15 protein-coding genes and 1 pseudogene are annotated in these 18,204 nt (G+C 74.5%); 8 read left to right on the top strand and 8 right to left on the bottom strand.

The features are described 5' to 3' along the window. Positions 1–139: 139 nt before the first annotated feature. From GEV43_RS10065 to GEV43_RS10055, 3 genes are all read right to left on the bottom strand, one after another. The gene (locus GEV43_RS10065; protein ID WP_160820448.1) at positions 140–553 is read right to left on the bottom strand and encodes a hypothetical protein; all 414 of its coding nucleotides are present in this window, start codon (positions 551–553) and stop codon (positions 140–142) included. A 119-nt stretch (positions 554–672) separates the two neighbouring features. After that, positions 673–3,069 (bottom strand): helicase-associated domain-containing protein, encoded by a 2,397-nt coding sequence (locus GEV43_RS10060; protein WP_160820447.1) that lies wholly within the window; start codon positions 3,067–3,069, stop codon positions 673–675. 697 nt (positions 3,070–3,766) lie between these two features. Beyond that, positions 3,767–4,390: a TetR/AcrR family transcriptional regulator gene (locus GEV43_RS10055; RefSeq protein WP_164717186.1), complete on the bottom strand. Its 624-nt coding sequence runs from the start codon at positions 4,388–4,390 to the stop codon at positions 3,767–3,769. Between the two features lie 167 nt (positions 4,391–4,557). Here GEV43_RS10055 and GEV43_RS10050 point away from each other — a divergent pair, with 167 nt between their 5' ends. Next, complete coding sequence (locus tag GEV43_RS10050; protein WP_241682850.1) at positions 4,558–5,049, top strand: GNAT family N-acetyltransferase; 492 nt, start codon at positions 4,558–4,560, stop codon at positions 5,047–5,049. Positions 5,050–5,372: 323 nt separating this feature from the next. Here GEV43_RS10050 and GEV43_RS10045 read toward each other — a convergent pair whose 3' ends face one another. Beyond that, complete coding sequence (locus GEV43_RS10045) at positions 5,373–5,753, bottom strand: hypothetical protein (protein WP_160820446.1); 381 nt, start codon at positions 5,751–5,753, stop codon at positions 5,373–5,375. 444 nt (positions 5,754–6,197) lie between these two features. Here GEV43_RS10045 and GEV43_RS10040 point away from each other — a divergent pair, with 444 nt between their 5' ends. Both GEV43_RS10040 and GEV43_RS53740 read left to right on the top strand, forming a co-directional pair. Continuing rightward, positions 6,198–6,824, top strand: coding sequence for an HAD hydrolase-like protein (locus tag GEV43_RS10040; RefSeq protein ID WP_309239564.1), 627 nt, complete (start codon positions 6,198–6,200; stop codon positions 6,822–6,824). A 279-nt stretch (positions 6,825–7,103) separates the two neighbouring features. After that, positions 7,104–7,502: a cold-shock protein gene (locus GEV43_RS53740; protein ID WP_160820444.1), complete on the top strand. Its 399-nt coding sequence runs from the start codon at positions 7,104–7,106 to the stop codon at positions 7,500–7,502. Between the two features lie 48 nt (positions 7,503–7,550). Here GEV43_RS53740 and GEV43_RS10030 read toward each other — a convergent pair whose 3' ends face one another. Beyond that, positions 7,551–9,134: an MFS transporter gene (locus tag GEV43_RS10030; protein WP_160820443.1), complete on the bottom strand. Its 1,584-nt coding sequence runs from the start codon at positions 9,132–9,134 to the stop codon at positions 7,551–7,553. 245 nt (positions 9,135–9,379) lie between these two features. Between GEV43_RS10030 and GEV43_RS10025 the strand changes: the two genes are divergently transcribed. Together GEV43_RS10025 and GEV43_RS55940 are read left to right on the top strand one after the other, a co-directional pair. Beyond that, on the top strand, positions 9,380–10,237 hold the full coding sequence (locus GEV43_RS10025) for a DUF3027 domain-containing protein (protein ID WP_309239563.1): 858 nt from the start codon (positions 9,380–9,382) through the stop codon (positions 10,235–10,237). A 13-nt stretch (positions 10,238–10,250) separates the two neighbouring features. Beyond that, a pseudogene (locus GEV43_RS55940) lies at positions 10,251–10,625 on the top strand (hypothetical protein); the annotation flags it as partial. Positions 10,626–13,502: 2,877 nt separating this feature from the next. Here the strand turns inward: GEV43_RS55940 and GEV43_RS10015 are convergent. The 3 genes from GEV43_RS10015 to GEV43_RS10005 form a co-directional block, all read right to left on the bottom strand. Next, complete coding sequence (locus GEV43_RS10015) at positions 13,503–13,727, bottom strand: DUF2530 domain-containing protein (RefSeq protein WP_241683434.1); 225 nt, start codon at positions 13,725–13,727, stop codon at positions 13,503–13,505. 88 nt (positions 13,728–13,815) lie between these two features. Then, entirely contained in the window at positions 13,816–14,385 is a 570-nt protein-coding gene (locus GEV43_RS10010) for a TetR/AcrR family transcriptional regulator (RefSeq protein WP_160820441.1), read from the bottom strand. Then, entirely contained in the window at positions 14,385–15,200 is an 816-nt protein-coding gene (locus GEV43_RS10005) for an alpha/beta fold hydrolase (protein WP_160820440.1), read from the bottom strand. The genes GEV43_RS10010 and GEV43_RS10005 overlap by 1 nt, the downstream gene beginning before the upstream one ends. A gap of 229 nt (positions 15,201–15,429) precedes the next feature. Here GEV43_RS10005 and GEV43_RS10000 point away from each other — a divergent pair, with 229 nt between their 5' ends. From GEV43_RS10000 to thpR, 3 genes are read left to right on the top strand one after another with little or no spacing between them, the layout of a single operon-like run. Continuing rightward, the gene (locus GEV43_RS10000) at positions 15,430–15,900 is read left to right on the top strand and encodes a MarR family transcriptional regulator (RefSeq protein ID WP_160820439.1); all 471 of its coding nucleotides are present in this window, start codon (positions 15,430–15,432) and stop codon (positions 15,898–15,900) included. Between the two features lie 56 nt (positions 15,901–15,956). After that, positions 15,957–17,549, top strand: coding sequence for an MFS transporter (locus tag GEV43_RS09995; RefSeq protein WP_375539035.1), 1,593 nt, complete (start codon positions 15,957–15,959; stop codon positions 17,547–17,549). Positions 17,550–17,601: 52 nt separating this feature from the next. Further along, positions 17,602–18,165, top strand: coding sequence for an RNA 2',3'-cyclic phosphodiesterase (gene thpR / locus GEV43_RS09990; RefSeq protein ID WP_160820438.1), 564 nt, complete (start codon positions 17,602–17,604; stop codon positions 18,163–18,165). Positions 18,166–18,204 lie beyond the last annotated feature (39 nt).

Here is an 18,204-nt window from a genome sequence, read left to right as displayed (position 1 = left end):
GGTGCGCGACGGGGGCGGGGGAAGGCGTGCTGGGCGTGTGGAGCGCGTCGGAGGCGCTGGGTCTTCCTGGCTGACGGGTGTGCGCGACGTGGGCGGGGGGAAGGCGTGCTGGGCGTGCGGGGGAGTGGGAGGAGGGGGGTTAGACGCCGGTGGAGGTGTAGTCGGGGGAGCCGGAGTCGGTTGTCCAGCCGGCGGCTACGGCGAGGATGATCAGGGCGATCTCCAGGATCATGGCGCCGGCGAGGATCGCCCAGCTCCAGATCGTCAGGGTGCGGAGTGAGCGGGGGTCGCCGGGGGCCTTGCCGAGTGCGATCGCGGAGGTGACGATGCCGGCGATCGCGAGGACGTTGCAGCACATCACGACGGCGAGGATGTTGCAGACGAGGGCGGCGATCGCGCCGCCGTTGCCCACGGAGGCGTGCGGGACGCCCGGCGGGCCGTAGCCGTGGCCGGGCGGCGGTCGCCCGTAGGGGTCCTGGCCGTACGCGCCGTGGCCCTGTCCGCCGTAGGGGTCCTGCCAGCCGGGCGGCGGCTGCCCTCCGTACCCGCTCATCCGCGCCTCCTGCCGTGCCGGCCGTTCCGTAGCGGCCCGGCGAAATGTCCGCTCGGACAGCGCAGGCTATCGCTTGACCCCGACCGTACGCCGAACGGGCCGGTGGGGCGAAACGGACGTTAGTCGGCGGGGGCGTCGTCGAGGTCGGAGACGCCGGTGATGCGGTGCAGGGCGAAGCGGTGGACGGCCGCGCGGGTGGCGTCGTAGCCGGTGAGGAAGCCGCCCTCGACGCGGACGGGTTCCACGATCCGGCTGGACGCCTGGCCCTGCTGGTCCAGGTAGCCGATCCAGACGCGGCCGCCGCGGTCGACGGCGGCGCGGAGCTGCTCGATGGTGGCCATCGCGGGCGAACGGGGCGGATCGCCCGCCGGGGCGTCGGCGCGCAGCCGCGCCTGCTCGGCGCCGTGGCGGGACGCCTCGTCGCCCGCGCGCAGCGCCCGGACCGCGGCGGCGACCATCGAGGCGTCGGCGGAGTCGTCCGGACGCAGCCGGACGATCTCGGTGGACGGCGGCGGTTCGGCCCGCTGCGCGTCGGGGCGGGTGACGATCACGCTGCCGCCCGGCGACTCGGCGACCGGGGCGAGGCCCATCGAACGCAGGCCGTCGAGGAGTTCGGCGCGTTGCAGCCCGGACGCGAGGACGGTCGGGGCGAGGCGGTGCAGCCGCAGCGGGTCCGCGCGGCGGTCGGCGAGGATCTCGTCCAGCGTGGCGGGCGAGTCGGTGCGGACGTAGGAGGCCATCGCGCCGACGCGCAGGTGGCCGTGGCGGCGGGCGACGTCCTCGATGAGGTAGCCGAGCGGCTGCGGCAGCGGGGTCGCCGAGTGCCGTTCGAGCAGGCCGAGGACGTCGGCGGCGGTACGGCCCGCGTCGAGGGCGCGGCGGACGGACTCGGGCGTGAAACGGTAGACCGTCGCGCCGCCGGTCGACTCCACGTCGGCGGCGAGGGCGAGTTCGCGGGCCAGCTCGGTGACCAGCGGGCCGGGCGCGATCGCGGTCAGGTCGGCCTGGATGAGGATCTCCTCGACGGGCTCGGGCAGGTACTTCTCCAGGACCGGTTCGGCCTCGCCGCCTTCCAGCAGCTCCCGGGCGTACGGGGTGAGTTCTCCGAACCCGGTGAGCCCCAGCGTCGCGGCCTCGCGCAGCGTCCAGCCGACGAGGCGGTCGCGCAGCGGCCCGCCGCGCCGGGGAAAGCGCCACGACAGGCGGTCGCGGACGTGGTCGGCGTCGACCGCGGCGCCCGCCGGGGCGGCGGCGAGCACGGCCAGCGCGGCGCGGCGGGTCGCCGGGGCGCTGCCCCGCACCATGGCCTCGCTGAGCGCGTTGATCAGCCGGTCGCGGTCGTCGCGTTCACCCGCGAGCCCGGCGGCGCGGTCGGACTTCAGCCAGCCGTGCGCCAGCTCGACCCAGCGCCCGGCGGTGTCGCGCATGAGCCACAGGTCGTAGGCGGGGGTCGGCAGCCACTCGCCGTCGAGGTCGCCGCTGCGGGTCAGCAGGCCCGCCGCGTACGCGACCTCGACCAGCAGCGCGGCCCGCCAGTCCTCGACGTCCAGCAGGGCCGCGGCGGCGCGCAGGTCGCGGACCGCGAGGCCGCCGCTGCGCAGCACGGGCGGCGGTTCGAGGCCCCAGCGTTCGAGCAGCTCCTCGATCAGCCGCACGGTGGTGAACGCCTCGCCCGCGCCCGCCCGTACGACCAGGTCGGCGCGCGCGGAACCGGCGGCCCGCCCGGCCGCGGGGCCGTCGGCGGCCAGCGGGGGCGGCTGCGCCGGGACGTCCCGGAACAGGCGGCCGCCGCGCAGGTGCAGGGCGACCTCGCGGGGCAGCGTGACCGTACGGTCGTCCTCGGCGGCGAGGAGGCCGCGCGCGAGGAGCCGTTCGATCGGGGTGGTGGCGCTGTCGATCCGGACGGGCCTGCGCGCGTCGGCGACGCGGCCGACCGGCGGGCCCCAGGCGAGCTGTTCGAGCGCGGCCCGCGCCTCGGCGCCCGCGTCGGCGATCAGGTCGGCGGGCTCGGCCAGCACGTCGGCGAGCCGGTCCAGCAGCCGCGCCGAGTCGGGGAAGCCGCGCGGCTCCTCGCCGTCGAGGTCGGTGATCAGCGCGGTGAGGCGTTCGGTGGAGTAGCCGGCGAAGACCTCCCGGACGCGGGGCCCGAGCCCCGCCGGATGCGGCAGGCCCTGCCGGACGCCCGGGGCGCTCGTGAGCGAGCCGTTCCCCCAGGCCAGGCCGTACCGGCGCAGCGTGTCGAGCGCCGCGTCCACCTCGCCCGGCGTCGCCTCCACGGCGGCGGCCAGCGCGCGGGGCCGTACCGGGGGCGGCAGCACGAGCAGCGCCTCCAGCACGGCCAGCGCGAACCGGTCGAGCCGGTCCAGCGCCCGCGAGATCGCCGCGGGCGTCGCGGCGCGGGCGGCGAGCGCGGTGAGGTCGGCCGGTACGGGCGCGATCAGCTCGGGACGCGCGGACAGCAGCGCACGAAGCTCGTCGTCGCCGCGTGCGCGCAGCCAGTCCGCGTACGTTTCCATGCCCTCCCCAACTTAATGCGGCGCACGACCCGCCCCGTCCGCGTCCCCGTTAAGGGGCCGCGCCCGTCCGCGTCCCCGTCCCCGTCCCCGTCCAGGTGAGCTAGGCCGCCGAACGGCTCGTCCTCCAGTGGACCGGCAGGACCGCCGACGCGGCGTCCGGCGTGTTCGGCTCCCGAGAACGCCCCGACCTCGTCCAGCGACTGCGCGAGCGCATCGAGGCGCACCGAGGCGCATCGCGCGGGCAGTACCGATCCGAGGACTTGCGACGCGCCCCCCAGCGCTTCTTTGCGCCCCCGCCCGCCTCGTCGCGCGCGAACGCCGCCGGATGGACGATACCCGCGCAGCACCTCCGTCCGCCCAGATCCGACCGGTCCCGCTCTCGGAGGGAACGTCGGGAGGCGCTTCGGGGCCGTTCAAGGCTCTGTGGTTGCGGGGCCGGTCGGCCGTTCGTGGGCGGACTGTGGTCGTTCCGGGAGCGGAGGGGCCTGCGGCCGTTCGCGGGAAGGAGCCGAAGGGCGAGCGCGGGCGTCCGTCGATCTCGGGTGGGACGAGGACAGGCCCGGCGGGAACGGGCGTCCCCCGGACGGTTCGGGCGGCGGGCTTGATGGGACGCGTACGGGCCGCACGGGCGCGTACGAGCCGATGCGACGCGGGCCGTTCGGGTGTGGGTGGAGGATGGCGGGTGTTGCGGGGCGGGTCAGCCGGTCGCGGGCGTTCGGTCGTCCAGGTGGACGAGGCCGAGGCCGAGGCGGGCCCAGCTTTCCACGAAGCGCTTCTCGTCGATGCGGGTCGGCGGTTCGTACATCGACTCGTTGGCGAGCCAGTAGTTGACGACCGCGCCGCCGAGGATCGAGGCGATCGCGGGCCAGTCCTGGTCGGAGCCCTCGAACTCGGGCTGCGCACCCAGCCAGGTCGCGATGCCGTCGTACAGCGGGTTGACGATGCCCTCGCGCATCTCGGCGACGAGGTTGGGGAACTGGTCCAGATCGCGGAACAGCACCCTGATCAGGTCCTGCTCCTCGCGCATCTTGGCGAGCCCGGCCTGGCAGGTCATCTTCAGACGCTGCTCAAGCGGACGGTCCTCGTAGACCGTCGCCTGCTCCAGGACGCCGTCGATCTGGTGGCGGGTCCGTTCGATGTGCTCGCGGATGGCGGAGGCGAGCACCTCCTCCTTGGACCGGAAGTGGCGGTAGAGACCGCCGGCCCCCGGTGACAGCCCCGCCGCCGCCTCGATCTCCGCGACCGAAGTGGCGGCATATCCCCGATCGGCGAACAGGCGAAGCGACTCGGCCACGATCCGCTCGCGCGTTGATGTCGTCATGATTATGTGTTCCTCCGCAAGAACACTAAGGCATCTTTCGGCGGGCGGACCCTGTCCAGGGCCCGGCGCGCCCGAATTCGTGATCCGTCTCGCACCGGCCGGTGGACGGATAGAGTTCATGCCTTCGCGCCCTGTCGCAGGGAGGGGCGTTGTCGGAAGGGTCAGCGATGTTCATGTCTCCGCGGAAGGACGGCCGGGGCGCCTTCCTCCCCGAGGACTTCGTGATCCCCACGCTCGTCGCCGGGCCGCGGTTCCGGATCCGCCCGATCACCGTGAGCGACGTGGTCAAGGACTACGGCGCGGTCGTGGGCAGTCTCGACCGGCTCCAGGGCAGGTTCGGCCCCGAATGGGGCTGGCCGGACCAGGAGTTCACGTTCGAACAGGCCCTGATCGACGTGGCGTGGCTCCAGAAGGAGGGCCAGCTCCGGCGCTCGTTCAGCTACGTGGTCACCACGCCCGACGAGGAGCGCCAGCTCGGCCGCATCCACGTCGCCCCGTCCGACGACCCGGGCGCCGACGCCGTCGTGGTGTTCTGGGTCCGCGCGGACGAGGAGCACACGGGCCTGGAGAAGGAGCTGGAGGAGTTCGTCCGCGAGTGGACGAAGACCGCCTGGCCGTTCGAGACCGTGCGCTTCCCGGGACGCGACGACCCCGCCTGACGTCCATCCGGATTTCCGCCTGATCTCTGTTCGGGTCCCGTCGGGCCTTCGTTCGGGTTCCGTTTGGCCTTCGTCCGTATGCCGTCGGGTCTTCGTTCGGGTTCCGTCTGGCCATCGTTCGGTCGTGCCTGACCCACCGTTCGGGTCCCGCCTGTTCCTCCGTTCGGAGCGTGGCTGGCCTTCGTCTGGAGCCCGCTTGGCCATCGTCCGGACCGTGCCGGGCCCTCCGTCCGCCGCGTCCGCGTCCGCAGCCGGGGCCGCATCCGCCGAGCTGAGGTGAGGCGGGGCGTTCGGTCGGCGTCGTGCGCCGCGTGCGTGCGGGGTCAGGCCAGGCGGCGTACCAGGGCGACGAGGACCCGGCCGATGGCCAGGTAGACGACGGCGGCGAGGCCGTAGTTGACGGCGACCTCGACCTTGCGGTCGTCGGGCTGGAACACGTCCTTGAACTGCCAGGCCAGGTCGGTGGCGCGGTCGCCGATCCAGGTCACCAGGTCGTTGGAGGTGTTGGCCTCGAACGCCACGAACACGATGTGCGCGGCCAGCACCAGCACGACGATCGTGGTGATGACGGAGATCACGCCGGCGAGGAGGCTCACCGCCCGCGCGCGGGCCTGCGCGGCGGCGGGCGGACGGGGCCGCCGGAGCGGCGCGCGGCGGTGGGTGCGGCCCGTCTCGCCGCCGGGGTCGATGCGTGTGCCGGACATCGCGTTCTCCTGCCTGTCCTTCGCGGGAGGGGTTTCCTCGGCCATGTCGCCCTCTTTCCGGGGTCGGGGCGGGTCTCGGGGCCGGACGGGCTTTGGCGCGTTCCGGCCTGCCGTTCCTTTTGTTTCCGGTGGTCCTATCGGGCCCGGTGTTTTCCCTGGTCACGCGGTTTATGGGGAGGGGGTCGGGTATATCCCGCTCTGGGACGGCTGTTTCAGTCGACCGGACAGGCCAGTTCCGGTCGGAAACAATTCGAGCGGCCGTCGCGCGTTAGGTTCCCGCGCTCTCCTACTCGGATCCCGTCGCATCGCCACTACCGGGAGAGCGCGGGTCCGCGCGCAGGTCAGCCGTCCGGCGCGTCCGGACGCGGCCGCGCGCGGCGGACGGCCCGGCGCGACGTTACCGCCCGGCGAATGCCTCATACCCTTCCCCTTACCCTGTGGGACGTGCTGGACCTTGATTCGCCGGATTTCGCCCTCGGCTTCGACCTTGACCTGACCCTCGCCGACACCCGGGAGGGGATCAGCGCCGTGTACGCCGCGCTCTCCTCCGAGACCGGCGTCCCCATCGACACCCGCGCCGTCGTGGCCCGTATCGGCCCGCCCCTGGAAGAGGAACTTGCGTACTGGTTCCCGCCGTCCGAGGTCCCCGCGATGGCGGCCCGCTACCGCGCGATGTACGCCGACGTCGCCGTCCCCGCTACCGTCGCGATGCCCGGCGCCGCCGAGGCCCTGGAGGCCGTACGGACGCGAGGGGGCCGCGTCGTCGTCGTGTCCGGCAAGAACCAGGCCGACACGGAACGGACCGTCCGCTTCCTCGGGCTCAAGGTGGACGCGGTCGTCGGCGGCCTCTTCGGCGCCGAGAAGGGCGTGGCCCTGCGCGACCACGGCGTCGGCGCGTACATCGGCGACCACACGGGCGACGTGGACGCGGCACGGGCCGCCGCCGCCATGGCCGTGGCGGTGGCGACGGGCTCGTTCGATTCCGACGCCCTGACCGCGTACGGCGCGGACGTCGTCCTGCCCGACCTGCTGGCGTTCCGCACCTGGTTCGACGGCTACCCGGCCGCCTGACCGCTATCGAGAACGCCGGGGAGGCGGTGGGCGGCGGCCGTTGTCGGCCTTGTTGCGGGGTTGCCTCTCGCGGGCGGCGGGACTCGCCGTCCGGGACGCGGCCGGAGCCCCTCGCAGATCACCGCCCGGCTTTTAATGGGATGCCTCTCGCGGCGGCTCCCGATAGCTTCTGTCCGTTGCCTCGCAGAAGGTCGCCGACGTCGCTCCCGTGTACACCGCCGTGCGACGAGGCACTAATCTTGGGGCCAATTCAGGACGAGAAACTGAACGAGGTCTCCCGTGCCCACTGGCAAGGTCAAGTGGTACGACGCCGACAAGGGGTTCGGCTTCCTCACCCGCGATGACGGGGGTGAGGTGTTCGTGCACTCCTCGGCGCTGCCCGGCGGGGTGGCCGCGCTCAAGCCCGGCCAGCGCGTCGAGTTCGGCGTGGTCGAGGGGCGGCGCGGGCAGCAGGCGCTCCAGGTCGCCGTTCTGGACACCCTGCCGTCGGTGGAGAAGACCATCGCCAAGCAGCGGCGCAAGAAGCCCGACGAGATGGTCGTCATCACCGAGGACCTCATCAAGCTTCTCGACGACATCTCCAACACCTACCGCCGCGGCAAGCACCCGTCCCCGGCCGAGGCGAAGAAGATCGCCACCGTGCTCCGCGCGGTCGCCGACGACCTTCACCCCGCCTGAGCCGCGTCCCGGGGTCTGAGGGCCTAGGGCTGGGTGTCGCGGGGGCGTTCAGGCGTGCATTTCCGGGTGGGCGTCCTTGATGGGGCCGCGGCGGGCGCGTTCGTCGTGCTTGGCCGCCGCATGGCGCCGGGACAGCAGTACGGCCAGCGAGAGGGCCAGGGCGCCCGCGACGATCGACATCGCGAGGCGGCCGTCGGCGACGATCGACATGCCGAGGCCGGCGAGCCCGCCGAGCACCCACACGAGCTGGTGCAGGGTCTCCGACACCGCGAACGTCGACGAGCGCACCTCCTCGCCGATCTCGCGCTGGACGACCGCGTCCATCGACAGCTTGCCGAGCACCTGGCCGAGTCCGGCGGCGGTGGCGACGGCGAGGGCCGCCCAGAGCCCGAAGAACGCGGCGCTCGCGGCGGCCACCACCGTCACGAACGCCAGCGTCGCCGACACGATCAGCCGCGGCGCCCGCGCCTTCATCCACGCGCCGAGCGCGGTGCCGATGAGGCCCCCCGCCCCGGCGGACGCGGCCAGCAGGCCGAGCGCCACGTTGTGCGAGACGGGGTCGAACCGTTCCTGCCGCAGCAGGAACGCCAGGTAGAGGATCAGGAACCCGGAGAACGCCCGGAGGACCGCGTTCGCCTGCATCGCCTCGGCCACGGCGGGGCCGACGTTGAGCAGCGTCCGCCAATGGCCGGAGCCGTTGCGCCGCGTTCCGTTCCCCTCGGGGACGTCGGCGGGATCCGGCATCTCGGCCGTTCCGGAGCCGGAGCCCGACGCCGCGCCCGCGTCCGCGGGGCCGGAACCGGACACCGGGCCGGGCACGGTGACGCCCGCCGAGCCGCCGTTCGCGGCGAACGACGCGGAGGGCCCGGCGGACGGCGCGGGCCCGGCGGACGGCGCGGGCTCGGCGTCCGGGACGTCGGCGTGCCTCGGCAGCCGGAAGCTGAACACCACGCCGAGCATGAACACGACGGTCGCGATCCGCAGCACCCAGTCGGCGCCGACGACCGCGCCGAGGCCCGCTCCGAGGGGCGCGGCGATCGACGCGGTGACGAGCCCGGCGAACGAGGCCCGCGCGTTCGCCGTGACGAGGGTGATCTCGTCGGGGAGCACGCGCGGCGTCACCGCCGCCCGCAGGATCCCGAACGCCTTCGACAGCACCAGCACCCCGAACGCGGCGGGCAGGAACGTCACCTGGTCGCTGTGCAGGACGGCGCCCGCCATCGCCCAGCACAGCAGGCCGCGCGCCGCGAACGAGGCGGCGATCGCGTACCGGCGGGCGTGCCGCATCCGGTCCAGCACCGGGCCGATCAGCGGCGCGATCAGCGCGAACGGCGCCATCGTGACCACCAGGTACAGGGCGACCTGGCCGCGCGCCTGGTTGACGTCCAGCCCGAAGAACAGGGTCCCGGCGAGCGCCACCGTCACCAGCGCGTCGCCCGCCGAGTTGAGCGCGCACGCCTCGATCAGGCTGCCGAGGCCGCTGCGTCCGGCGCCGTGGGCGTGGGTGAGCCGCCGGGTGAGCCCGCCGGCGCGCGCCACGCCCCTCCCCGCGCCGCGGAACGCCCGGGCCGTGCCGCCGGCGCCGGCGCGGACGGTCCGTCCGAACGCGGTTCCGCGTGCCCGGCCAGCCATGCGCCTCGATCTCTCCTCAACGGGGTCGGAGACCTCCCCTCCGGGCTGCCCGGAGGGGAGGTCCTGTTCGGGGGATGATTGTTTTGAACGCTCAATTGAGAGTACGTTCCCTCTTCGCCGTCCGGCTCACCTCGTACCGTTCGCGGGCCCGTGGGGTGCGGGTTTCGAGGGAACCGGGGCGAACGGGGCGCCGCTGGGGGTGGTGGGGTGCCCGGCCACGCCGTTCCATGGGCGAGAATTGAGGTGTGAGCCCACTGCGTCAGTCCAGCCCCGCGCGTTCCACCGCCGCGACCGCGCGGCGTTCCCGTACTCCCGTCGTCGACGCCGCCTGTGCCGAGGCCGTCGATCTGGCCCGGGGCGCCGCCGAGGAGACGGCCTGGCCGGGCCGCGTCGGCGAGCATCTCGGCCTGACGGCGGAGGGCGACCGCCTGGTCACGCACTATTTCGAGTGCCTGGACGAGGCGTACCGGGGATGGCGCTGGTCCGTCACCGTGACCCGCGCCTCCCGCGCCAAGAACGTGACCGTCGACGAGTGCGTGCTGCTGCCGGGCGACGACGCGCTGCTCGCCCCGCCGTGGGTGCCGTGGCTCGAACGGCTCCGTCCCGGCGACCTCGGCCCCGGCGACCTGCTGCCGACCGCGACCGACGACGTCCGGCTGGCCCAGGGGTACGAGCAGGCGATCGACACGGCCGACGCCGACCAGGAGTCCCAGTGGGAGCTCGGCCTCGGCCGGGTGCGCGTGCTGTCCCGCGAGGGCCGCGACGAGGCCGCCCTGCGCTGGTACGACGGCTCGGCCGGGCCGCGCGCGCCGATCGCCGCCTCCGCGCCCGCGCAGTGCTCGACCTGCGGGTTCTACGTTCCGCTGGCCGGCGGGCTGCGGCAGGTCTTCGGGGTCTGCGCCAACGAGTACGCGCCCGACGACGGGCGGGTCGTCTCGGCCGACCACGGCTGCGGCGCCCACTCGGAGGCCGTCGTGATCCCGGCCGCCTCCGAGCACAACCCGCCGGTCATCGACGAGATGGGCTACGACGTCGTCGCCGGGAGCGGCACGGCGGAGGCCGTGGTCGATCCCGACGCCGAAGAGGCCCTCGGACACGGCTGACCGGGCCGCGCCGATGACCTCTACCCCGCGACCGCCGTCCACGCCCGCCCCTCTCCCGGAGCCGGGCGCCGGAGGGGCCGATCCGTTCGGGACGCGCGGGGTGCGGGAACGGGTCCTGCGGGCCTGGGCCGAGTCGCCCGCCCGGTTCCGCGAGGACGCCAACGCCGAGGAGGACCAGGCCCTCGGTGGCTACCGCGACCGCGTCGTCATCGAACTCGCGCAGAACGCCGCCGACGCCGCCGTACGCGCCGGAGTCCCCGGGAGGCTGCGACTGGAACTGCGCGGCGGCGTCCTCACGGCCGCCAACACCGGCGCGCCCCTCGACGCCGCCGGGGTCGAGGCGCTGTCAACCCTCCGCGCCTCCGCCAAGCGCGACGACGCGGGCTCCGTCGGACGTTTCGGCGTGGGCTTCGCCGCCGTCGTCTCCGTCACCGACCACCCCGCGATCGCGTCCGTCTCCACGCCCGAGCCCGAGCCGGCAACCGCGTCCGGTGCGGCGGATGCGGCCGGGGTGGTGGGGGTCGGGTGGTCGGTGGAGGCGGCCCGTGGGCTGGTCGCCGGGATCGCGTCCCTTGCGGACGAGCTCGCGCGGCGGGGTGGGCAGGTGCCGTTGCTGCGCTTGCCGTTCGCGTTGGCGGGGGCCGACACGCCCGGGGTCCCGGACGGGTTCGCGACCGTCGTACGGCTGCCGCTGCGGGACGAGGCCGCCGTCGCGCTCGTGCGCGCGCGCCTCGGCGAGGTCGGCCCCGCGCTCATGCTCGCCCTGCCCGCTCTCGAACGCGTCGAGGTCGATGTTGAGGGCGACGTCCGCGTCCTGACCGCCGAGCAGGGGCCCGGCGGACGGGTCACGATCGGCGGGACGGTGTGGCGGACCGCCGACGCCCACGGGCGGACGCCGCCCGAGCTGCTGGCCGACCGACCCGTTGAGGAACGCGCCCGTCCCTCCTGGCAGGTCCGCTGGGCCCTGCCCGAGACGCCCGAGACGTCCGGGACACCCGGTGCGCCGGACGCGGCCGGGGCCGAGGTGCCGCGCGTGGTGCACGCGCCGACGCCCTCGGACGAACGCCTCGACCTGCCCGCCTTGCTGATCGCGTCGTTCCCGCTCGCGCCCGACCGGCGGCACGTCGCGCCCGGCCCCCTCACCGACTTCCTGGTGGAACGCGCCGCCGAGGCGTACGAACGGCTGCTCCGCGACCACCGGCCCGTGACTCCGAAGCTGCTCGACCTCGTTCCGGGGCCGGTGGGCGCGGGCGAGCTGGACGCCCGCATCCGCCGGGCCATCCTCGGCAGGCTCCCCGAGACTCCGCTCCTGCCCCTCGCGACGGGCCACGAGGACGCGGTCGAGGGAGACGGGGAAGGCGCGGCCGAACGGCGGATGCGCGGGCGCGACGCGATCGTTCTGGACGCTCCGCCGGCGTTCGTGGAACTGCTCGCGTCCGGCGACGACCACGGGGGCGCCGTGCTGCCCGGCCTCCTGCCGCCCGGATGGCCCGCGCGGCACGCGGCGCTCGGCGCGCTCGGGGTCCGGCGGGTCGAGCTGGCCGACGTGATCGACGAGCTGGCCGCGCTCGACCGGGAGCCCGCGTGGTGGCGGCGGCTGTACGAGGCGCTGAGCGGCGCGTCCACCGACTCCCTGGGCGCGCTTCCGGTGCCGCTCGCCGGGCCCTCAGCGGACGGCTGGGAGCGCGGCGGGCGGGTCGTGCGGGGCCCGCGGGGCCTGCTGATCGCGGACGACAGTCTCGAACCGGCGGCTCTCGAAGCCCTCGGCCTGCGCTTCGTCCATCCGGAGGCCGTCCATCCGCTGCTGGCGCGGCTCGGCGCGGTCGAGGCCGGGGCGCGCGCCGTCCTCGCCGACCCGGCGGTACGGGCGGCGGTGGAGAACTCGTTCGACGCCGAGGAGCCGGACGGGCCCGAGGAGATCGCGGAGGCCGTCCTCGGGCTGGTCGCCGCCGCCGGGCTCGACCCGGGCGAGGAGCCCTGGCTGGCCGATCTCGCGCTGTCCGCCGAGGACGGAGACCTCTACCCGGCGGGCGAGCTGCTGCTCCCCGGCAGCCCGCTGCGCGAGGTCATGGCGGCGGACGCGCCGTTCGGCGTCGTCGCGGGGCCCCTCCTCGAACGCTGGGGTCCCGAGCCTCTCGCGGCGGCCGGAGTGCTGGACGGCTTCGCGCTCGCGCGCGGGGAGGACGTCAACCTGATGGGCGTCGCCGACCAGGCCGAGTCGTTCGACCTGGACGGCGAGGACCGCTGGGCGGACGAGATCCTCGACCGTCTCGGCGAGCAGGAGCTGCCCCCGCTGATGCCCGAGTTCCAGGCCGTCCGCGACCTCGAACTCGTGGACGACTGGCCCGCCGCGCTCCGGCTCCTCGCCGGGCCGCCGTGGCGCGCCGCGATCACCGATCCCGCCCACGTCACGCTGTACGACGGGCGCCGCGCGACCGTCCCGTCCTACACGGCGTGGTGGCTGAGGCGCCATCCCGTGCTGGACGGGCGGCTGCCGGAGGAGTTCCGCCTGCCCGGCCCCGAGGGAGACCCTCTCGCCGGTCTCTACGACCCGGCCCGGACGGCCTGGACGAACGCCTCCTCCTCGCGCTCGGCGTACGGACGTCCCTGCACGACCTCCTCGACCGGCCCGGCGGCGTCGCGGAACTCCTCGACCGTCTCGGCGACCCGGCCCGTTCCGTCACGCGCGCGCAACTCGGCGAGCTGTGGACGGCCCTCGCCGACGCCTCCGAGACGTCCGGGACCCCCTTGGCCGACCCCCCGGACCGCGTGCGCGCCCTGGTCGACGGCCAGGTGGAGGTGGTGGACGCGGCGGACGCGCTCGTCCTGGACCGTCCCGACGTCCTGCCGCTGCTGGCGGGCCAGCCGCTCGTCATCGCCGCGCACGGACGGCACGGGCACCTCGCCGACCTCCTCGACCTGCCCTTCGCGAGCGACGAGGTGCCGGGGAGGTGGCGCCGGGCGGGGAGGAACGCCCCGTCCCCGAGGTCGTGCGCGCCGTCCTGCCCGCCGCGCCCGCCACGTACACGGCGCACGACCGCCTCGTCGTGGACGGCCAGGAGGTCCCGTGGTGGTCCGGCAACGGCCGTATCCACGCCGACGGCCCGCACGGCCTGGCACGCGCCCTCGCCTGGTCGGCCGACCGCTGGCACGACCGCCTGACCCTGGAGGCCGTCCTCCGGACCCCCGACCGCCTCCCCATCCTTCAAGCCGAAGCCGACCTGGACCCCGCACCCCCGGACCCCTGACCCCGGGGGAACGGGCGTTACGGGTGCCGGCGGGAGGCGGCTCGTTCGGCTTCCTGGCGGGCGCGGCCGGTCTGGAGGCGCGGGATGTACCACATGGCGAACACGCCGATGGCCATGCCGACGCAGCACGTCCACAGCCACCAGCGGTCGCCCTCGGACGGTCCGACGATCAGCAGGACGACCAGCGCGATCGCCCAGCCGGCCGTGCCCGCGGCGGCCACGCGCACGTCGTTGGTCCGCATGGGCGGCGGGTCGGGACGGTGCGCTCGGCTCATGCGGCCAGGCTACGCGCCGTCCCGCTCCACGCCCGCCCCGGTCCGCGCTCCGCGGTCATGGCGCCGGGGTGGGGTGGGGGAGGCCGCTCTTGACCATGGTGATGAGTAGTTCGTAGCTGGTTTCCAGGTCTTCCGGGAGGCCGAAGCCGCCCGCGGCCTCCAGGACGGCGAAGCCGTGCACCGCTGAACGCAGGCAGCGCGCGGCGTGGACGAGGTCCGGTCCCTCCAGGCCGTAGCCGCGCAGGACGGCCAGGACGACGCCGAGCAGCTTCTCGGACGCGGCGTCCAGCTCGGGTTCGGGCTCGGCCGACTGGTCCATGGCCGCGTACCGTCCGGGATGGTCCACGACGTACGAACGGTACGCGCGCATGATCGAGCGCAGCGCGTCGTCGCGGGAACGGCCCAGCGCGGCGTCGCTCAGCCGTCCGGTCAGCTCCTCCAGGATCCGCCGCCTCACGAGGCGGCGCAGCTCGGCCAGGTTGCGGACGTGCTTGTAGAGCGACGGCGTCGCGACGCCCGCGCGTCCGGCGACGGCCGACAGGGTGAGCTCCCCCGGCCCGCTCTCGTCGACGATCGCGATGGCGGCGTCCACGACCCCGGCGGGGGACAGGCCCACGCGCGGCATCACTCGCCCCCGTTCCGGACGGGGGCGACCTCGCGCAGGAACGGCAGGACGGCGGCGAGCGTCTCGTCCGGGAACTGCGCGTGCGGGTAGTGGCCCGCGCCGTCGATCATCGCGATCTCCGTGCGGCCGCCGTGCTCGGCGGCGATCGTGTCGGCCTCCGCGCGCGGGTCGGGGAAGTCCTTGTCCTTGGCGCCCATCACGACGAGCGCCGGCGCGGTCGAACGGCCGAGGGCCCCGGCGAGGTCGCCCTTGGTGCCCGAGAGCATCGCCCTCATCGAGGCGAGGCGTCCCGGCTCCCGCAGGTTGGCCTTGAGGGCCGCGAGGTAGGCGGCGAAGTCGTCCGGCTTCGGCCCCGGGTACAGCGACCTGTAGTACATCCCCCACAGCGCGGGGCTGCGGCCGACCAGGGCGAGCGCGAGCGACTGGAACGCGCTGGGCTCGGTCGGCCGGGTGAACGCGCCCTCCAGGACGAGCCCGGCCACCAGGTCCGGCTCGTTCGCCGCGAGCCAGACGGCCGTGCCGCCGCTGAACGAGTTGCCGAACACGACGGCGGGCCCGCCGCCCAGATGCCTGATCAGGGCCGCGAGGTCGGATCCGCAGGCGGCGTTGGCGTACGAGGCGAAGCCGGTGCTCGACTCGCCGTGCCCGCGCAGGTCCGTCGTCGCCACCCGGTACCCGGCCGCGACCAGGCCGGGGACGAGGGAGCGGTACGTCGCGCGCAGGTCGCCGACGCCCGGCGCGAGCACGACGAGCGGCCCTTCGCCCGTCGCGTCGTACGCTGTCCGCCCGCCCGCGACCTCAAGGAACTCGGTCATCACTCACTCCTATGTTGTATAGCCAGTAAGCTAATGTCCATAGCTTCTCCTGTCAAGGGCCGTTCATGGGACCATGACCTGGGGAGACCTACGAGCGATCGGAGGGGAAGTCGCCATGGCGACCTCGCGTGCCGCCTGAGGCGCGCGGGAGGGCCGCCGCGCCGACGATCTGGCGGAATACGTTCCGGCCGCGTATCGTTAGCAAAGGCAATGACTTCTGCGAACGACAATGACAACGCCACCGACCAGAGGCCGCGGGGCGCCGTCCCCGGGACTGGCCGAAGAGCTGCGCATCTCGATCGCGCGCCTGTCGCGCCGCCTGCGCACCCTGAGGGCGGTGACGCCCGGCGGCGGTTCCGCAAGCCCGCTCTCGCTCACGCAGTTCGCCGCGCTCGCCGCCATCGAGCGGCACGGCTCGATGACCCCGCGGGAGCTGGCCGACCACGAGAAGGTGCAGCCCCCCTCGATGACCCGGGTGATCTCGTACCTGGAGGACCAGCGCCTCGTGGTGCGCAGCCCGCATCCGACCGACGGGCGTCAGGTGGTGCTCAGCGCGACGGAGGAGGGCCACGCCCTGCTGAGGGAGGAGCGCCGCCACAAGGAGGCGTGGCTGTCCCGCCGGCTCGGGGAGCTGACCGCCGACGAGCGGGAGATCCTGCGGAAGGCGGCGCCGATCCTGGACAAGCTCAGCCGCTCCTGACCCCGGCCCCCGCCGCTGCGGGGGACCGGGCCGTTCCGTCCACCGCGACCGCCGCCGTGGAGGGTGGGCTGGACGCGGAGCTCGCGGTGGAGAAGGCCGAGGAGATCGCGGCGGCCGAGGAGACCGGCGGCGCGGTCGCGGAGGAGGGCGGCGCGTCCGGCGGGATGTTCCGGTCGCTGCGGACGCGCAACTACCGGCTGTTCGCCGCCGGGCAGGTCGTCTCCAACACCGGCACGTGGATGCAGCGCGTCGCGCAGGACTGGCTCGTCCTCGAACTCGCGCACGGCAGCGGCGGGACGGCGCTCGGCATCACGACCGGGCTCCAGTTCCTGCCGCTGCTGCTGTTCGGGCTGTGGGGCGGCGTCGTCGCCGACCGCTACCCGAAGCGCCGCGTCCTGATGATCACGCAGGTGGCGATGGGCGTGCTGGCGCTCATGCTCGGCCTGCTCGCGATCACCGGCGCGGCCCAGGTCTGGCACGTGTACGTGCTGGCGTTCGGGCTCGGCCTCGCGACCGTCGTCGACAACCCGACCCGCCAGTCGTTCGTGGTCGAGATGGTCGGCAAGCGCGACCTGCCGAACGCGATCGCGCTCAACAGCGCCACGTTCAACGGCGCCCGGCTGCTCGGCCCCGCCGTGGCGGGCGTGCTGATCGCGGCGATCGGCACCGGCCCGGTCTTCCTGGTGAACGCCGCGTCGTTCGGCGCGGTGCTCCTCGGCCTGTACGCGATGCGCGAGAGCGAGCTGAACGGCGCCGAGCCCGTCAAGCGCGCCAAGGGGCAGCTCCGCGAGGGCCTGCGGTACGTGCGCGGGCGCCGCGACCTGGTCATGGTGCTGGTCCTGGTGGGCTTCGTCGCGACGTTCGGGATGAACTTCCAGATGACGACCGCGCTGGTCGCCCGCGAGGTGTTCCACACGGGCGCGTCGTCGTTCGGGCTCGCCTCCAGCATGCTCGCGGTCGGCGCGCTCACCGGCGCGCTGCTCGCCGCCCGCCGCGCGACCCGTCCCCGGCTGAGGCTGCTGCTGGTCGCGGCGCTGATGTTCGGGGTGCTGGAGGTCGCGACCGGGCTGATGCCCGTGTACTGGGCGTTCCTGGTCCTGCTGGTGCCGACCGGGATCGCGCTGATGACGTTCACCACGGCGGCGAACGCCACGATGCAGCTCGGCGTCGCGCCGGAGATGCGCGGGCGCGTGATGGGCCTCTACATGTTCGTGTTCCTCGGGACGAACCCGGTCGGCGCGCCGCTGGTCGGCTGGATGGCCGAGCAGTTCGGGCCCCGGCTGAGCATCGTCGTCGGCGGGCTGGTCGCCGTGCTCGTCACCCTGGCGGTCGGCCTGCTGGCCGCCCCGCGCGGCGCGGCCGCCCCCGTTCTCGACCGCCTGCGCCGCCGCGACGGCACTCCCGCCGCGCGCCCGGCAGGCGGTCCCGACGGATCTGGACAGGCCCGCGCCGAGGCCCGTTCCGAGGCCCGTTCTGAGGCCCGCGCCGGAGCCGCCCCGAAGGGTGACGCCCGGCACGCGGCCCGCGCTGGAGCCGCCACGAACGAGTTGGCGGCCGACGCGGAACGCCACGCCGGGGAACCTTCGCCCGCGGCGTTGTGGCGTCGCGCCGGGCGGGCTGTACGCCGATGTGCCTTTTCAACCGCGTGACAAGGGGCGGTAGCGGCTGAAAGGCTGGTCGCGTGGCTCACCGGACGTTCCCATGAGGCTCTTCGCGGCGCTCGTGCCGCCACCGGACGTCCTCGACGAGCTGGACGAGTTCCTCGCACCGCACCGCACCGACGCGCCCGAGCTCCGCTGGATCGGCCGCGAACTGCTGCACGTCACCCTCACGTTCTTCGGCGATGTCGACGACCGCACCCTCGACCGGCTCCTGCCGCGCCTCGAACGCGCCGTCGGCAGGCACGGGCGGATGATGCTGTCCCTCGCGGGCGCCGGGGCGTTCCCCGGCAACGGCGCGCACGCCCGCGTCCTGTGGACGGGCCTGTACGGCGACCGGCGCGCCCTCGCCCGCCTCGCCGCCTCGACCACGGCGGCGGGACGCCGGGTGGGGATGCCGCCCGACAAGCACCGCGCGTTCCGCCCGCACCTGACGCTGGCGCGGTCGAGGCAGCCCGTGGACGTGCGGCAGCGGCTGGAGTCGCTGTCGGCGTTCGCCAGCAGCGCGTGGACGGCCACGTCCGTCCACCTGATGCGCAGCCACCTGCCGAGCAAGGACCACGCCCAGGTCGAGTACGAGTCCCTGAAGTCCTGGTCGCTGCGCTGACGGCGCGCGGGACTACAGCGCCGGGGCGCGGGACTACAG

It is taken from the genome of Actinomadura sp. J1-007 (assembly GCF_009793335.1).
Taxonomy (GTDB): Bacteria; Actinomycetota; Actinomycetes; order Streptosporangiales; family Streptosporangiaceae; genus Spirillospora; species Spirillospora yumaensis.
Note: the sequence above shows the minus strand (reverse complement) of the source record. Positions and strands in the feature narration are given on the sequence as shown.

Coding starts and splice junctions, on each gene's coding strand:
- GEV43_RS10045 (WP_160820446.1), bottom strand. CDS start 5,753: ATGTCCGGCACACGCATCGACCCCGGCGGCGAGACGGGCCGCACCCAC.
- GEV43_RS10000 (WP_160820439.1), top strand. CDS start 15,430: ATGACAACGCCACCGACCAGAGGCCGCGGGGCGCCGTCCCCGGGACTG.
- thpR (WP_160820438.1), top strand. CDS start 17,602: ATGAGGCTCTTCGCGGCGCTCGTGCCGCCACCGGACGTCCTCGACGAG.
- GEV43_RS10060 (WP_160820447.1), bottom strand. CDS start 3,069: ATGGAAACGTACGCGGACTGGCTGCGCGCACGCGGCGACGACGAGCTT.
- GEV43_RS10065 (WP_160820448.1), bottom strand. CDS start 553: ATGAGCGGGTACGGAGGGCAGCCGCCGCCCGGCTGGCAGGACCCCTAC.
- GEV43_RS10010 (WP_160820441.1), bottom strand. CDS start 14,385: ATGCCGCGCGTGGGCCTGTCCCCCGCCGGGGTCGTGGACGCCGCCATC.
- GEV43_RS10055 (WP_164717186.1), bottom strand. CDS start 4,390: ATGACGACATCAACGCGCGAGCGGATCGTGGCCGAGTCGCTTCGCCTG.
- GEV43_RS10030 (WP_160820443.1), bottom strand. CDS start 9,134: ATGGCTGGCCGGGCACGCGGAACCGCGTTCGGACGGACCGTCCGCGCC.
- GEV43_RS10015 (WP_241683434.1), bottom strand. CDS start 13,727: ATGCGGACCAACGACGTGCGCGTGGCCGCCGCGGGCACGGCCGGCTGG.
- GEV43_RS10005 (WP_160820440.1), bottom strand. CDS start 15,200: ATGACCGAGTTCCTTGAGGTCGCGGGCGGGCGGACAGCGTACGACGCG.
- GEV43_RS10050 (WP_241682850.1), top strand. CDS start 4,558: ATGTTCATGTCTCCGCGGAAGGACGGCCGGGGCGCCTTCCTCCCCGAG.